Genomic DNA, 12,744 nt, shown 5'->3' with positions numbered 1-12,744 from the left:
TGGAGCCGCTGCATGACTCCGTCGCCCCGGCGCACATGCTCCCGCACCGCGCCCCCGGGCGACGAATCGCGTGCTCAGGGGCGCGGCGGAGCGGTTCGACGCCGTGCTACGGGCGGTCGGGGGCCGTTCCCGCGGGCGCCTGCACGGAGCATGCCGCCGCGTCGGCCGCCGGGTCGGAGGCCTTCTCGGCCGCCCGCCCCGGGCGCGACGGAACGAGCTTGAGGCCCACCACCGCCGCGATGATCCCGGCGATGAAGACCACCTTGCCGACGCTCACGGACTCGTCGCCCGTGAGGATGGCGTAGGTGACGGTGAGCGCCGCGCCGACCCCGACCCACACCGCGTACGCGGTGCCGATCGGGATGTGCTTGGTCGCCCAGCCGAGGCCGAGCATGCTCAGCGCGAGCGCGACGAAGAAGACGACGGACGGCCCGAGGACGGACAACCCGTCGGACGTGCCGAGCGCCGTCGCCCAGACGGCCTCGAAGACGGCGCTGACGAGCAGGATGATCCACGGCACGGTCAGCTCACCGCCTTGAGCCCGATGACGGAGCCGACGAGCAGCACGAGCAGGCCGACGCGCGCCATGGTGGCGCGCTCCTTGCCCGTGACGAAGCCCCAGACGACGGTCAGCGTCGCGCCGATCCCGACCCACACCGCGTACGCGGTGCCGGTGGGGAGCGTGGTCATCGCCCAGGCGAGACCGACCATGCTCAGCGACATGGCGACGAAGAAGACGACGGTCGGGCGCCACCGGCGGAAGTTCTCCGACGCTCCGAGCGCGGTGGCCCACACCGCCTCGAGCAGGCCCGAGAGGACCAGGACGAGCCAAGCCATGACAAGCAACCCTCCTGAGTCAGTCTTGTCCGTGCGGGTACTGCTCCCTCGTCCGCAGAGCTACCTCGACGCAACTCTGGTACTAACGTACCACATTCGACCTCTCCAGCCGCCAGCCGCGGCTCACGGTCGTCAGCTCGCGGAACCCCCAGGCGCGCAGCTGCGCGATCTCCTCGTGGTCCGTCGCGTCCGTGCCGACCAGGACACGGTGCACCCCGGCGAGCTCGAGCCATGCCCGGGCCTCGGCCAGCACCCCGGCCAGCAGGGCGTCGTCGGCCCCCGGGCCGGGCGCGAGGTCCACCAGCTCGGCGGTGCCTCCCGTCGCGGCCTGTCGCTCGGCGCGGCCGAGGGTCGTGTCGAGCTCGACGTACGCGGCCGTCTCCGTGCCGCGGTGCGCGGTGAACCGCACGCCCCCGCCGGGGCCGAGCGTGCGCCGCAGGGCGACGTCGTCCGGCACGGGGACGGCGCGGGGGAGCGCCGAGGTCGGGGCGAGCAGCACCGTCTCGGCGTGCTCTCCGGGGCGGAAGCCCGCGCGCTCCAGGGCCTCGCGGACGTGCGGCCACTGCTCCGGCACCCCGTAGACGCCCGCGAACGGCAGCTGCCCGTCCGCGTACGCGACGCGCACCTGCCACGCCGCGAGCTGTGCGTGGCACGCGGCCGTCAGCGCGTCCGCGGCCGCGCGGGCCTCGGCGGACTGCTCCGGGTCCTCGTCGTCGGGCGGCGTGAGGAGGAGCCACTGCACGAGGCCGGCGTCGCGGTAGTCGTCGCTCGCCTCCGGCCCGGCCGTGAACCGGTGCAGGTGCGCGGCGCCCACGACCCGGTGCCGGGACTCGACGACGAACGTCGCGCGCTCGACGACCCACGGGTCGACGACGTGCTCGTCGGGCTGGCGCTCCAGGCTCCCGAGCACGCTGTTGACCGAGAGCCGCGCGCCCGGCACGACGGCGGAGAGGTGGGAGTTGACGAGGTCCGTGAGCTGGTCGCGGTCGTCGCGACGGAAGGTCCGGACACGGGGACGTGCAGACATGCGGCTGCCTCCAGGCGAAGTGATGAGCTGGGAAGGCCGCCACGCGATGCGGTACGCGGGCACCCTAGCAGCCGCGGTCGCCCACCGTCAGGGGCGCAGCAGCGCCTTGATCGCGCGCCGCTCGTCCATCGCGGCGTAGCCCTCGGCCGCGTCGTCGAGCGAGAGCTCGAGGTCGAACACGCGCGCGGGGTCGATGCGCCGTTCCAGCACGAGGTCGAGCAGCTCGGGCAGGTACCGGCGCACGGGCGCAGGCCCGCCGGACCAGTGCACGTGCCGGTAGAACATGTCGACCGCCGGGAGGTCGACGCCGTGCGGCAGCCCGACGACCCCGACGTGCCCGCCCGCACGGACGGCACCGAGCGCCTGGTTCATGGAGTCCTGCGTGCCCACCGCCTCGACGACGCTGTGCGCGCCGAGCCCGTCGGTCAGCTCGCGGACCCGCTCCACGCCCTCGTCGCCCCGCTCGGCGACGACCTCCGTCGCGCCGAACGCGCGCGCGAGCTCCTGGCGCGGCGCGTGCCGGCTCATCGCAATCACCTGCTCGGCGCCGAGCTGCGCGGCGGCGAGGACCGCGAGCAGCCCGACGGCGCCGTCGCCCACCACGACGACCGTCTTCCCCGGGCCCGCCTCGGCGACCCGGGCGCCGAACCACCCGGTCCCCAGCACGTCCGACGCCGTGAGCAGTCCGGGCAGGAGGTCGTCGTCGGGGCGCTCGGGCGTCGCGACGAGCGTCCCGTCCGCGAGCGGGACGCGCAGCAGCTCGGCCTGCGCGCCGCGCACGGGCTCCCGGTGGACGCACGACGTCTGGTACCCGGCCCGGCAGATCGGGCACGTGTTGTCGGACGCGAAGAACGACCCGACGACGAGCTGTCCCGGGCGCACGGTCCGGACGTCCGCGCCGACCTCCTCAACGGTGCCCACGTACTCGTGGCCCATCGCGACGGGGTGCTCGACCCGGTTGACGCCGCGGTACGTCCACAGGTCCGACCCGCACACGCACGCGGCCTCGACGCGCACGATCGCGTCGGTGGGCGCGAGCAGGCGCGGGTCGTCGCGCTGCTCGACGCGGACGTCGTAGGGGGCGTGGATGACGGTCGCGCGCACGGGGGCTCCTCGGGGCGGGCGGGTGGGCGGTCGTCGTCGAGCCTACGGCGACCGGTGGCGCGGGGCCTGTGCGGCTGTCGAGAGCCTGAGGTCAGCCGTCGTCGGTCCGGAGCGTCTGGACGGCGTGCTCCTCGTCGTAGGCGAAGCTGAGCCGCCTCGTGACGACCTCCTCGGCGACGTCGTCGAGCGTCGTGGACCGGGCGTAGGCGTGCGCCCGGAGCACCGCGAGCGCGTCGCCGGGCGGGATGCGGAGCTGGGCGGTGACCATGCCGGTCGCCTGGTGGACCTCCGCGCGGGGCGCCCAGTCCAACGAGTCCAGGTCGCCCAGCAGGGAGAGCCCGACGGTGTCGGCGAGGAGCTGCACGTCCTCCGGTCCCCGCGCCAGCGTCCGGGAGGAGGTGACGAGGCTCAGCACGCCGACGACCCGCCCTCCCGCGTGCATCGGCACGGCGTGGTACGCGCCCGGGCCCGTGATCGCCTCGACCGCGTGGGAGAAGACGGGGAAGTCGTGCTCGTCGCGGCCCTCGTCGGCCCCGCTGACGACGATGTGGTCCTCCGAGAGGGCGCGCTGGACCGGGCCCTCCCCGATCACCTCGCCCAGCCCCTCGATCCGGGCCGCGAGGCCGTCCGCCGTGGACACGGTGAGCCGGTCGTCCGCCGTCGGCGCGACCGTCAGCGCCGCGCTCCGGGCTCCGAGGACGGTCGCGGACGCCTGGCACAGCCGCGTGGCGAGGGGCAGGCTGCGGTCGGCCCGGGAGAGGGCGCGCGAGAGCAGCTCCAGCAGATCCGGCGCGGCGCCCACGGTGTGCCTCCCTACCTCGTGCACGGTCAGTCTGACAGCGCTCCCCGCGCTCGCTCGTCGGCGGTGCGCGGACGGCCCCGCGGCGCTCCCGGTCCGGGCAGCTCCCGGACCGGTTGCAGGAAACCGCCACCGGGCTAGAGTCCCGGAGTCGAGTCTGGACCTGGCTCACCACCCCGCTGAACGACGACGGAGACGACCCATGTCCGTGGAGAACCCCGCAGCGCTGCACCCTGTCTCGCTCGGCGACGGCACGACGCCCGGGCAGTTCCGGGTCGACCTCGCTACCGACGTCTGGTGGTGGTCGCCGGAGACGTACCGCCTCCACGGCTTCGAGCCCGGGGAGGTCGTGCCCACGACGTCGCTCGTGCTCGCCCACAAGCACCCCGACGACCGCGACCGCGTCCGCGACCTGCTGGAGCGGGCCCGCGTCGACGGGGAGCCGTTCTCGAGCATGCACCGCATCATGGACGCGCGCGGCGCGGAGCGGGTCCTCGTGCTCGTCGGGCACGGCCGTCGCGACCGGGACACCGGCCGGGTCGTCGAGCTGATGGGCAGCTTCGTCGACGTGACGGTCGCCGTCCGGGACCGGGCGGAGCAGCAGGCCGAGCGCGACATCGCGGCCGCGGCCCGCAGCCGCGGACCGATCGAGCAGGCCAAGGGCGTCGTCGCCGCCGCGCTCGGGGTGGGGACGGAGCAGGCGTTCGGGCTCCTCAAGCGCGTCTCGAACGACCGCAACGTGCGTCTGCGGGAGCTCGCCCGGCGGGTCGTCGAGGAGGGCACCACGCCGAGCCCGGACCGGGCCCGGCGCGTCGTGTCCCTCCTGCGGTAGGCGCCGGGCCGGGCGGTCAGCGCCGTGCGAGCGACCGGACGACCGCGGCGACGTCGCCCGGCGCCTCCTCGGCCATGAAGTGGCCCGCCGTCGTCGTGAGGTGCTCGAGGTCGGGCGCCCAGCGCCGCCAGACGCCCGCGGCGTCGTACCCGAGCTGCGCGCCCCAGTCCTGCTGCACCACGGCGACGGGCATCGCGAGCCGGTCGCCCGCGTCGAGCGACGCCTGGTCGTGCTCGACGTCGATCGTCGCCGTCGCGCGGTAGTCGGCCACGATCGAGTCGACCGCCTCGCGGCTCGACGCGAGGTAGTGCGCGCGCACGTCGGCGGGGATCGCGGCCGGGTCCTGCGTCCACGCGTCGAGGAAGGACCCGAAGAACGCGTCGGCGCTGTTGCGGATCATCGTCTCCGGCAGGCCCGGGGGCTGCGCCATGAGGTACAGGTGGAACGCGACGGCGGCGTCCACGCCGTGCAGCACTCCCCACGTGTCGAGCGTGGGCACCACGTCGAGGATGCCGAGGTGGCTCACGCGGTCGGGGTGGTCGAGCGCCGCGCGGAACGCGACGAGCGCGCCGCGGTCGTGGCCCACGAGGACGAACCGGTCGACGTCGAGCGCGTCGGCGAGCGCGACGACGTCGGCGGCCATGGTGCGCTTGGCGTAGACGTCAGGCGTCGTGGCGGCGGGCTTCGCGCTCTCGCCGTAGCCGCGCAGGTCGGGCACGACGACACGGTGGTCGCGCGCGAGGTCGGTCGCGACGTGCCGCCACATGTGGCGCGTCTGCGGGAAGCCGTGCAGGAGCACGACGGGCGTGCCCTCGCCCGCGGTCTCGGCGCGCAGCGCGACGCCGGGCGCGACCTCGACGGTGCGGGTCTCGAAGCCGGGGATGTGCATGGGGTGTCCTCTCTCGGGGCGGTTCTCGGCCGTGCCGGGCTGTGCCCCGCCGGTTCGTCGCCATCCTCCGGGCGGCGGATCAGCGTCCGATCAGTGCCGCCCGATCCGTGCCCCGGTGCGGCGAGAATGGCGGGGTGGTGGAGCTGCGCGTCGAGGTGCTCGGGCCGGTCCGCGTGCTGCGCGACGGCGCGGACGTCGACCCCGGCGGACCGCGCCAGCGCGAGCTCCTCGCGCGCCTCGCCGCCGCGCGCGGGCGCCCGGTGCCGTTCGACCGCCTCGCCGACGACCTCTGGGACGAGCCCGGCGCGGGGACGGGCGACCGGCGCGGCGCGCTCGCGACGTTCGTCGGCGACCTGCGGCGGCGCCTGGAGCCCGGGCGCGCGCCGCGCACGCCCCCGCGCGTCCTCGTCACCGCGCACGGCGGCTACGCGCTGCGGCTCCCGGACGACGCGCTCGACGCGGCGCGCCTGGAGGCGGCCGTCGCCCGCGCGAGCGCGTCTCCCGGGGCCGGGGACGCGGCGTCGGGCGCGACGCGCGCGCTGGCGGACGCCGCCGCCGCCTGGCGCGGCGAGCCGTACGCCGACCTGCCGGACCGGGAGTGGGTGCGGGCCGAGCGTCGGCACCTCGTCGAGATGCACGCGCGCGCCGTCGAGCTGCTCGCGGACGCGCTGCTCGGCGAGGGCCGGGCCGCGGAGGCGGTCGTCGTGCTCGACGCGCACGCCGCCGCGCACCCGTGGCGCGAGCACGCGTGGGCGCTGCTCGCGCTCGCGCTGTACCGCGACGGGCGGCAGGCGGACGCGCTCGACGTCCTGCGGCGCGCGCGCCGCCGGCTCGCCGACGAGCTCGGCCTCGACCCGGGCCCCGAGCTCGTCCGGCTCGAGCGCGACGTGCTCGGCCACGCGGCGTCGCTCGACGGCCCGACGCCGGGGCCGCGCCTCGCCGTCACGGCCCCCACCGGCTCGCGCACGCACCTGCGGTCCACGGTCGACGTCGCGCGCACGCTCGCCGTCGCCGGTGGCGACCACCTCGCGACCGCGCAGGAGCAGCGCGTCGCCGCGGCGCTCGCGGCCGAGGCGACCGGCGACCCGGTGCTCGCCGCCCGGACCGTCACCGCGTACGACGTCCCGGCCGTCTGGACCCGGAGCGACGACCCGGCGGCCGCCGACGCGCTCGTCGGCGTCGCGCGGCGGACCCTGGGGCGGCTCGGTCCGGACGCGGCGCCGGTGCTGCGCGCGCGTCTGCTCGCGGTGGTCGGCATCGAGCACCGCGGGACGCGCGACGCGTGGGCGTGGGCCGCGGCGGAGGACGCCGTCGGGATCGCGCGCGACCTCGGCGACCCGGCGACGCTCGCGCTCGCGCTCAACGCGCGGTTCCTCCAGTCCTTCCAGCGGCCGGGCGCCGGTCCCGAGCGGGACCGGACCGGCGCCGAGCTCGTCGCCCTGGCGGAGGACCACGACCTCCCGACCTTCGCGATCCTCGGCCACCTCGTCCGGATGCAGGCGGCGGCGGGCGCGGGCCGGTTCGCCGACGCCGACGCCCACGCCGCCGCGGCCGACGACGTCGCGGCGGGCTACGAGTCACCCGTGGTCCCGATGCTCACCGCCTGGTACCGGGCGATGCGCGACGCCGAGACCGCCCCGCCCGACGCCGCGGCGCGCGCGTACCGCGCCGCCGACGACCGGCTCGCCGGGGTGCGCATGCCCGGCGTGCGCGACGGGCTGCTCCCGCTCGCGCTCCTCACCGTCCGAGTGCGGCACGGGCGACCCCTCGCCGGGATCGAGGCCGCCGACCTCGGCCCGTACGCCCCGTGGGCGGAGCCGCTGCTCGTGCTCGACGCGGGCGACCCCGACACGGGCGCGCGGCTCGCGCGCGCGGCGCCCGAGCCGCCCGCCGACCACCTGCGCGAGCTGCTGTGGGCGCTGCGCGCGGAGACCGCCCTGCGGCTCGGGGACCGCGCCCTCGCCGGGCAGGCCCGACGCGCGCTCGCCCGCACCCCCGACGAGCTTGCCGGGGCCGGGTCGGGCCTGGTCTCGCTCGGGCCCGTCCGCGGCTGGCTCGACCGGCTCGACGGGCGGCGCGCGTCGTAGGAGCGGCCGTCCGGGGTGGGCGTGAGGCCGCTCAGCGCTCCGGGAGCAACCCCGCCACGAGCGCGTCGACGACGTCGTCGGTCGGGATGTCGGGGTCGATCGGCGTGGTGAGACGGTCGAGGAGCAGCCCGTCGATCGCGTAGTGGAACAGGGCGATCTCCCGGCGTCCGCCGGGCAGCCCGGCCGACCGGTTGAACGCGACGTCGGCCTCGAATCCCGCGCGCAGCCACGGGCCGAGCACGGCCGCGAGCTCGCCCCGGCGGCCGGACTCGAGCCGCAGCTCGAACAGGGCTCGGGTGACGTCGGCGTCGGTCGACAACCGGCGCACGATGTCGCGGAGGTAGTCCGCGAACAGCGCGCGGTCGGGCGTCTGGGCCGCGCGTCGGGCGAGGTCCTCGGGTGCCGGTGCGAGCCGCTCCCCGATGCGCTCGAAGAGCCCCGCGACGAGAGCGTCTCGGCTCCGGAAGTAGTTCGACGTCGTGCCCGTCGGGACCCCGGCCTCGTCGTCGATCGCGCGGTGCGTCAGGCCGCGCGACCCCTCCCGGGCGAGCACGGCGATCCCGGCGTCCGTCAGGGCGCTGCGCCGTGCGGTGTTCTTCGCCATGCGCCGAGGCTATCGCAACCACTGCACCTGTTGTAGTCTCACCGATAACCACTTCATCTGTAGTTGTCAGGAGACATGATGCGTGAGCTGACCTACTACGTCGCCGTGAGCCTCGACGGGTACATCGCCGGGCCGGGGGGCGAGTTCGACGCCTTCCTCGCCGAGGGCGACCACATGGCGCCCATCTGGTCCCGGTACCGCGGCACGGCGCCGACGGACCTGGCCGGGGCCGCCGGGCTGCCGGTCGCCGACGGCCCCTTCGACACCGTCCTCATGGGCTGGAACACCTACGCCGTCGGCCTTCCCGACCACCACCTGCCGAACCCCTACCGGCACCTGCGACAGGTCGTCTTCACCCGCACGCGCGAGGCGCCCGAGGGGAGCGAGGGGGTGCTGTTCACCGGCGCCGACCCGGTCGAGACGGTCCGCGCGCTCAAGCGGGAGGACGGCCGGGGGATCTGGCTGTGCGGCGGGGGAGCGCTCGCCGCCGTGCTCGTCGACGAGATCGACCGGCTCGCGCTCAAGGTCAACCCGGTGATGCTCGGCGCCGGGGTCCCGCTGTTCGGCGAGCGGGACTACGGGCCCCTCTCCTGGCGATCGACGGGCACGCAGACGTTCCGCTCCGGCGTCACGCTCGCGGAGTACGCGCGGGCGTGAGCGCCGGTCCCGGCGTGACGACCGTGCGCCTAGACGTCGAGCGGTCCCCGCACGACGGAGTCGCCCGAGTGGGACGGGTCGCCGTCGAAGTGCTCCTCGGAGACGTCGACCACCGGGAACTCGGCGAGGTCCAGGCCGTCGGGCACGTCGAAACGGCCCTCCGTGCCGTCGAGCACGCCGAGGCTCACGAGGCCGCTCAGGTCCTCCGCGAGGAGCCACACCTCGCGGTACGTGCCCTCGGGCACCGGCGCGTCGACCGTCACGACGACCTGGCGCCGCCCGTCGGGCCGCTCCTCGACGCGCGCGTCGCCGCTCGCGCCCTGCCAGTCGGGCAGCGGGTCGAGCGTCGCGCTGGCGACCGTCGTCTCGGGCGGCTCGACCCCGCGGCGCTCCCAGAGGATGCCGCCGACGCCGCCGACGACGAGCGCGGCGGCGGCCGCCGCCGCGACCGGGACCCAGACCCGCCGGCGCCGCGACGCGAGCGGCACGACGACGGCCGTGCCGGTCGCGCCGGTCGTGCTGTCCGGTGCCTCCGCGCCCGTCCCGGCCGCGTCCCGCGGAAGCGTCGGCGCGGCCGGAGCGTCGGTGACCGCCGCGGGGGCGACGACGGGCGGAGCGGCGGCGGCGCTCGTCAGGCCGAGCTCGGCCTGGATTCGCGACCACACCGCGGCGTCGGGGGCGACGAGCTCGTCCGCCGCGTCCGCGCCGTCGAACGCGTCGACGACGCGCGCGAGCCGGGCGACGGCGTCGGCGCACTCCGGGCAGGAGGAGAGGTGCGCGCGCGCGTCGTCGTCGAGCACGTCCTCGCCGAGCGCGAGGAGCGCGAGGGTCTGGTCATCGATGTGCTGCACCGTCCACCTCCAATCGGTCGCGCAGCCGGATCAGGCTTCGTCGTACGTGGCTCTTGACCGTACCCAGCGGCAGGCCGAGCTCCTCGGCGATCTGCACGTGCGTCAGGTCGCGGAAGAACGCGAGCTCCAGGATCGTCCGCCCCGGGTCGCCGAGCCGTCGCAGCTCCTCGGTGAGGAGCACGCGGTCGGCGACGCGTCCGACGTCGGTGTCCTCGCTCGCCGCGCGGCCCGCGTCCGGGGCGGTCGTGGCCGCGGCCTCCTCCGACCGGCGGACCCGGGACCGGGCCTCGTGCGCGTCGGCGACCGTGTGCCGCGTGATCCCGACGAGCCAGGCCGGGAGCCGGGCCCGGTCGGGGTCGAACCGGGACCGCCCGCGCCAGGCTGCGACGAACACCTGCTGGGTGACGTCCTCGGCGTCGGCGCGCGTGCCGAGCGAGCGCAGCGCGATCGTGTGCACGAGCGCTGACCAGCGCCGGTAGGCCTCGGCGAGCGCCTGCTCGTCGCCGTCGGCGAAGTCGCGGCCGAGGCGCCACAGGTCCGGGTCGGTGGTCCCGGTCTCGGTCACGTTCAGGGCGGGTCCTCGAGGGTCGGCGCCGACCACCCGGGCGGCAGCGGCGAGCGGGTAGCAGCGATCGTAGCGCCCGTGCGGGCCGTCACCGCGACGGGACCGCGGTCACGACGACGTTGTCCGAGTACGAGCGTCGTTCGGCGTCCCAGCGGCCGCCGCACGTCACGAGGACGAGGCGGCGCTCGCCGTCGCGGTCGAACAGCGCGTCGAGCGGCACGTCGGGCTTCGCGATGCTCCTGATGTCGGTCACTGTGTAGGTGTACGAGGTGCCCGTCGCGTCGACGACGTCGACGCTCGCGCCCGTCGTGATCTCGCGGAGCCGCGCGAACGGCCCGATGCCGTCCGGGTCGTCCACGTGGGCCGCGACCAGGGTCGTCCCGGTGGGGCTCGCCGGGGCCGGTCCGAACCGGTACCACGCGGCGACGTCGCCGGAGCCCGGCAGCGCCATGCGCCCCTCGGGGTCGACGCCCGCCGCCTCGACGGGCAGGTCGATCCCGAGGTCACCGACGACGACCCGTGCGGGTGCCGGCGGCGGGGGAGCCGGGACGTCCCGGGCCGGGCGCACCGGCACCGGTGCGTCCCGGGCCGGCCCGGGCGTCCCCGCGGTCGCCTCCCCGCCCTGGTGGGGGGCCGGGGTGGGGAGGGGGTCGGCCGACGGTCCGAGTCCGTCGGCAGACCCGTCGGCGGACGGCAGGGAGCATCCGCCGACGACCGCTGCGGTGACGAGCACCGCCCCCAGGAGGGTCCGGAGGCCGGCCCGCGCGCCCCGGGCGGGGCGCGCGGGACCGGCGATGGTGCGCTGCGTCATGCCGTCCGGTCGCTCCGGACGGCGTGGGCCGCGTGCTGCTGGCGCCACGCGCGCGCCAGCATGAAGGTGGCCGCGACGAGCAGCAGGCCGAACAGCGACGCACCGAACGCGATGGCGACGCCCGTCGCGGTGCTGCTCGGCGCGTCGGCCGCGAGGCCCGAGAGCCCGGCCGGGACGCCCGACGGCGACGAGTGCAGGCCTTCGACCGTCTGCGTCGCGAGGGCGAGGTTGCCGTCCTCGAGGCTGCCCCACGCGTAGGCGATGGTGTTGACGCCCTCGGCGACCGTGAGGTCGGCCGGGCCGAGCACGGGCTCCGTGGTGCCCGCGGCGGCGACGGTCGCCGAGATCGTGCCGGCCGGCAGGTCGAGCACGGCCTCCTTCGGGTTCTCCAGGCCGGTCACGACCGCCTCCCCACCGGCGAGGACGTCGACCGCCGGCGCCGCGGCGACGTGCCGCACGGTGAGCCGGCCCTGGCCCGCGGCCGTGGGCTTCGTGTCGTTCGTGAAGAGCGTCGCGGTCGGCTGGCCGCCCGCGTCGAGGTGCGCGACGGCGGTGTAGCTCGTGCCGCCCGCGAGCTGGAGGTCGACCGGGCCGATGACCGGGGAGCTCGTGTCGGTCGCGTCGGGCGCCGTGATCGCGACGCTGTACGTCCCGGCGGGGAGGTCGAGCGGACCCGCGAGGTCGCCGGGCTGGAAGTCGTCGAGGGTGAGCTCGTCGTTCACCCAGACGTCCACGGGCGTGTCCGGCACGCCGTGCAGGACGGAGAGCGAGGCGCCGTCGTCGGTGGCGGCCTGGGCGGGGAGCGCGACGGCCCCCAGCGCGACGAGGGTCGCTGCGCCCGCGAGCGCGGCGGTGCGTCGTGCGGTGCGGTGCATGGTGTCCTCCGGTGGTCGAGCCCGGTCCGTCCCGGGCGCTCGATCTGCTGACACCCCCTCTTCCCCCGCAGGTGCGGATCTGGATGCACACGCATCAAAAAAATGTGCCCGGCCCCGCAGGTGCGGGGCCGGGCACGGGGGACCGGTCAGAGGTTCTGGGGCCGCAGCACCGCGCTGATGCCGTGCGCGATCTGGACGTTGCCCTTGTTGAGGTCGAGCTTGCTCTTCACGAGGAACGGGTCGACGTCGTTGCGGTCCTGGTCGACGAGGCGGACCAGGGCGAGGCGCTTGCTCAGCACGTCGACCCGGAACGTCGCGCCCTGCGCCGTGGTGAGGACGGCGTCGTCGGACCGCAGCGCGGTGCCGGAGTCGATCGTCGCGCCGGGGACGACGTGGTAGAGCAGCACCTGCTCGATCGCGTCGATGCCCACCGCCCCGGCGAGCGACGTGAGCACGCGCTCCTCCGTGGGCTGCCAGCGGTGCGTGAGGTCGAACGCGAGGAGCTGGAACGCCCGGTCGTTCGGCAGGAACGCGGTGAGCGGCACCGTGCCGTCGGCCAGGACCGCCACGGGGCTGTCCGGCTTGGCGGCGAGGACCGCGGCCACGGCCTGGTCGACGATGTCGAAGTCGTACCAGTTGCGGTCGAACGTGTCGCCGTCGGCCGCGAGCACGGAGGCGAGGCTCGCGGTGCCCGACGGCGGCGCCGTCGTGGGGGCCGGTGCCGCGACGGCCGGTGCGGCCGCGGCGGTCAGGGCGAGGAGCGCGGCTCCCGCCGCGGTGAGCGTGCGTCGGAGGTTCATCGTCGA

Annotated in this window: 15 protein-coding genes; 3 read left to right on the top strand and 12 right to left on the bottom strand. The window is 76.2% G+C overall.

What is annotated here, in order from left to right:
* Window positions 1-106 precede the first annotated feature (106 nt).
* The 5 genes from HKK73_RS18495 to HKK73_RS18475 form a co-directional block, all read right to left on the bottom strand.
* On the bottom strand, window positions 107-520 hold the full coding sequence (locus HKK73_RS18495; RefSeq protein ID WP_171468605.1) for a multidrug efflux SMR transporter: 414 nt from the start codon (window positions 518-520) through the stop codon (window positions 107-109).
* A 2-nt stretch (window positions 521-522) separates the two neighbouring features.
* Window positions 523-837, bottom strand: a complete 315-nt coding sequence (locus HKK73_RS18490) for a multidrug efflux SMR transporter (RefSeq protein WP_034652619.1) — start codon at window positions 835-837, stop codon at window positions 523-525.
* Between the two features lie 82 nt (window positions 838-919).
* Window positions 920-1,864, bottom strand: coding sequence for a hypothetical protein (locus tag HKK73_RS18485; protein ID WP_085386992.1), 945 nt, complete (start codon window positions 1,862-1,864; stop codon window positions 920-922).
* Between the two features lie 87 nt (window positions 1,865-1,951).
* The gene (locus HKK73_RS18480; RefSeq protein ID WP_171468604.1) at window positions 1,952-2,968 is read right to left on the bottom strand and encodes a zinc-binding dehydrogenase; all 1,017 of its coding nucleotides are present in this window, start codon (window positions 2,966-2,968) and stop codon (window positions 1,952-1,954) included.
* A gap of 91 nt (window positions 2,969-3,059) precedes the next feature.
* Window positions 3,060-3,770, bottom strand: a complete 711-nt coding sequence (locus HKK73_RS18475) for a GAF and ANTAR domain-containing protein (RefSeq protein WP_171468603.1) — start codon at window positions 3,768-3,770, stop codon at window positions 3,060-3,062.
* A 199-nt stretch (window positions 3,771-3,969) separates the two neighbouring features.
* On the opposite strand from HKK73_RS18475, the gene HKK73_RS18470 reads away from it, so the two are divergent.
* Complete coding sequence (locus tag HKK73_RS18470) at window positions 3,970-4,599, top strand: PAS and ANTAR domain-containing protein (RefSeq protein WP_137281332.1); 630 nt, start codon at window positions 3,970-3,972, stop codon at window positions 4,597-4,599.
* Between the two features lie 16 nt (window positions 4,600-4,615).
* On the opposite strand, the gene HKK73_RS18465 is transcribed toward HKK73_RS18470, so the two are convergent.
* Window positions 4,616-5,488 carry an alpha/beta fold hydrolase gene (locus HKK73_RS18465; protein ID WP_171468602.1) on the bottom strand — a complete coding sequence of 291 codons (873 nt, stop codon included), beginning with the start codon at window positions 5,486-5,488 and terminating at the stop codon, window positions 4,616-4,618.
* Between the two features lie 134 nt (window positions 5,489-5,622).
* Here HKK73_RS18465 and HKK73_RS18460 point away from each other — a divergent pair, with 134 nt between their 5' ends.
* Complete coding sequence (locus HKK73_RS18460) at window positions 5,623-7,575, top strand: BTAD domain-containing putative transcriptional regulator (RefSeq protein WP_216608020.1); 1,953 nt, start codon at window positions 5,623-5,625, stop codon at window positions 7,573-7,575.
* A 31-nt stretch (window positions 7,576-7,606) separates the two neighbouring features.
* Here the strand turns inward: HKK73_RS18460 and HKK73_RS18455 are convergent, their stop codons facing one another.
* Window positions 7,607-8,179 carry a TetR/AcrR family transcriptional regulator gene (locus tag HKK73_RS18455; protein ID WP_171468601.1) on the bottom strand — a complete coding sequence of 191 codons (573 nt, stop codon included), beginning with the start codon at window positions 8,177-8,179 and terminating at the stop codon, window positions 7,607-7,609.
* Window positions 8,180-8,257: 78 nt separating this feature from the next.
* Between HKK73_RS18455 and HKK73_RS18450 the strand changes: the two genes are divergently transcribed.
* Window positions 8,258-8,836, top strand: coding sequence for a dihydrofolate reductase family protein (locus HKK73_RS18450; protein WP_171468600.1), 579 nt, complete (start codon window positions 8,258-8,260; stop codon window positions 8,834-8,836).
* Window positions 8,837-8,865: 29 nt separating this feature from the next.
* On the opposite strand, the gene HKK73_RS18445 is transcribed toward HKK73_RS18450, so the two are convergent.
* The 5 genes from HKK73_RS18445 to HKK73_RS18425 form a co-directional block, all read right to left on the bottom strand.
* The gene (locus tag HKK73_RS18445; RefSeq protein ID WP_171468599.1) at window positions 8,866-9,687 is read right to left on the bottom strand and encodes an anti-sigma factor; all 822 of its coding nucleotides are present in this window, start codon (window positions 9,685-9,687) and stop codon (window positions 8,866-8,868) included.
* Window positions 9,671-10,252, bottom strand: a complete 582-nt coding sequence (locus HKK73_RS18440; RefSeq protein ID WP_198947259.1) for an RNA polymerase sigma factor — start codon at window positions 10,250-10,252, stop codon at window positions 9,671-9,673. Before HKK73_RS18440 ends, HKK73_RS18445 begins: the two co-directional genes overlap by 17 nt.
* An 88-nt stretch (window positions 10,253-10,340) precedes the next feature.
* Window positions 10,341-11,063: a class F sortase gene (locus tag HKK73_RS18435; protein WP_216608019.1), complete on the bottom strand. Its 723-nt coding sequence runs from the start codon at window positions 11,061-11,063 to the stop codon at window positions 10,341-10,343.
* Window positions 11,060-11,938, bottom strand: coding sequence for a DUF4397 domain-containing protein (locus HKK73_RS18430; protein ID WP_114553976.1), 879 nt, complete (start codon window positions 11,936-11,938; stop codon window positions 11,060-11,062). The genes HKK73_RS18435 and HKK73_RS18430 overlap by 4 nt, the downstream gene beginning before the upstream one ends.
* 146 nt (window positions 11,939-12,084) lie before the next feature.
* Window positions 12,085-12,738 (bottom strand): fasciclin domain-containing protein, encoded by a 654-nt coding sequence (locus tag HKK73_RS18425; RefSeq protein WP_114553975.1) that lies wholly within the window; start codon window positions 12,736-12,738, stop codon window positions 12,085-12,087.
* Window positions 12,739-12,744 lie beyond the last annotated feature (6 nt).

It is taken from the genome of Cellulosimicrobium sp. 72-3 (assembly GCF_013127315.1).
Lineage (GTDB): Bacteria > Actinomycetota > Actinomycetes > Actinomycetales > Cellulomonadaceae > Cellulosimicrobium > Cellulosimicrobium funkei.
Note: the sequence above shows the minus strand (reverse complement) of the source record. Positions and strands in the feature narration are given on the sequence as shown.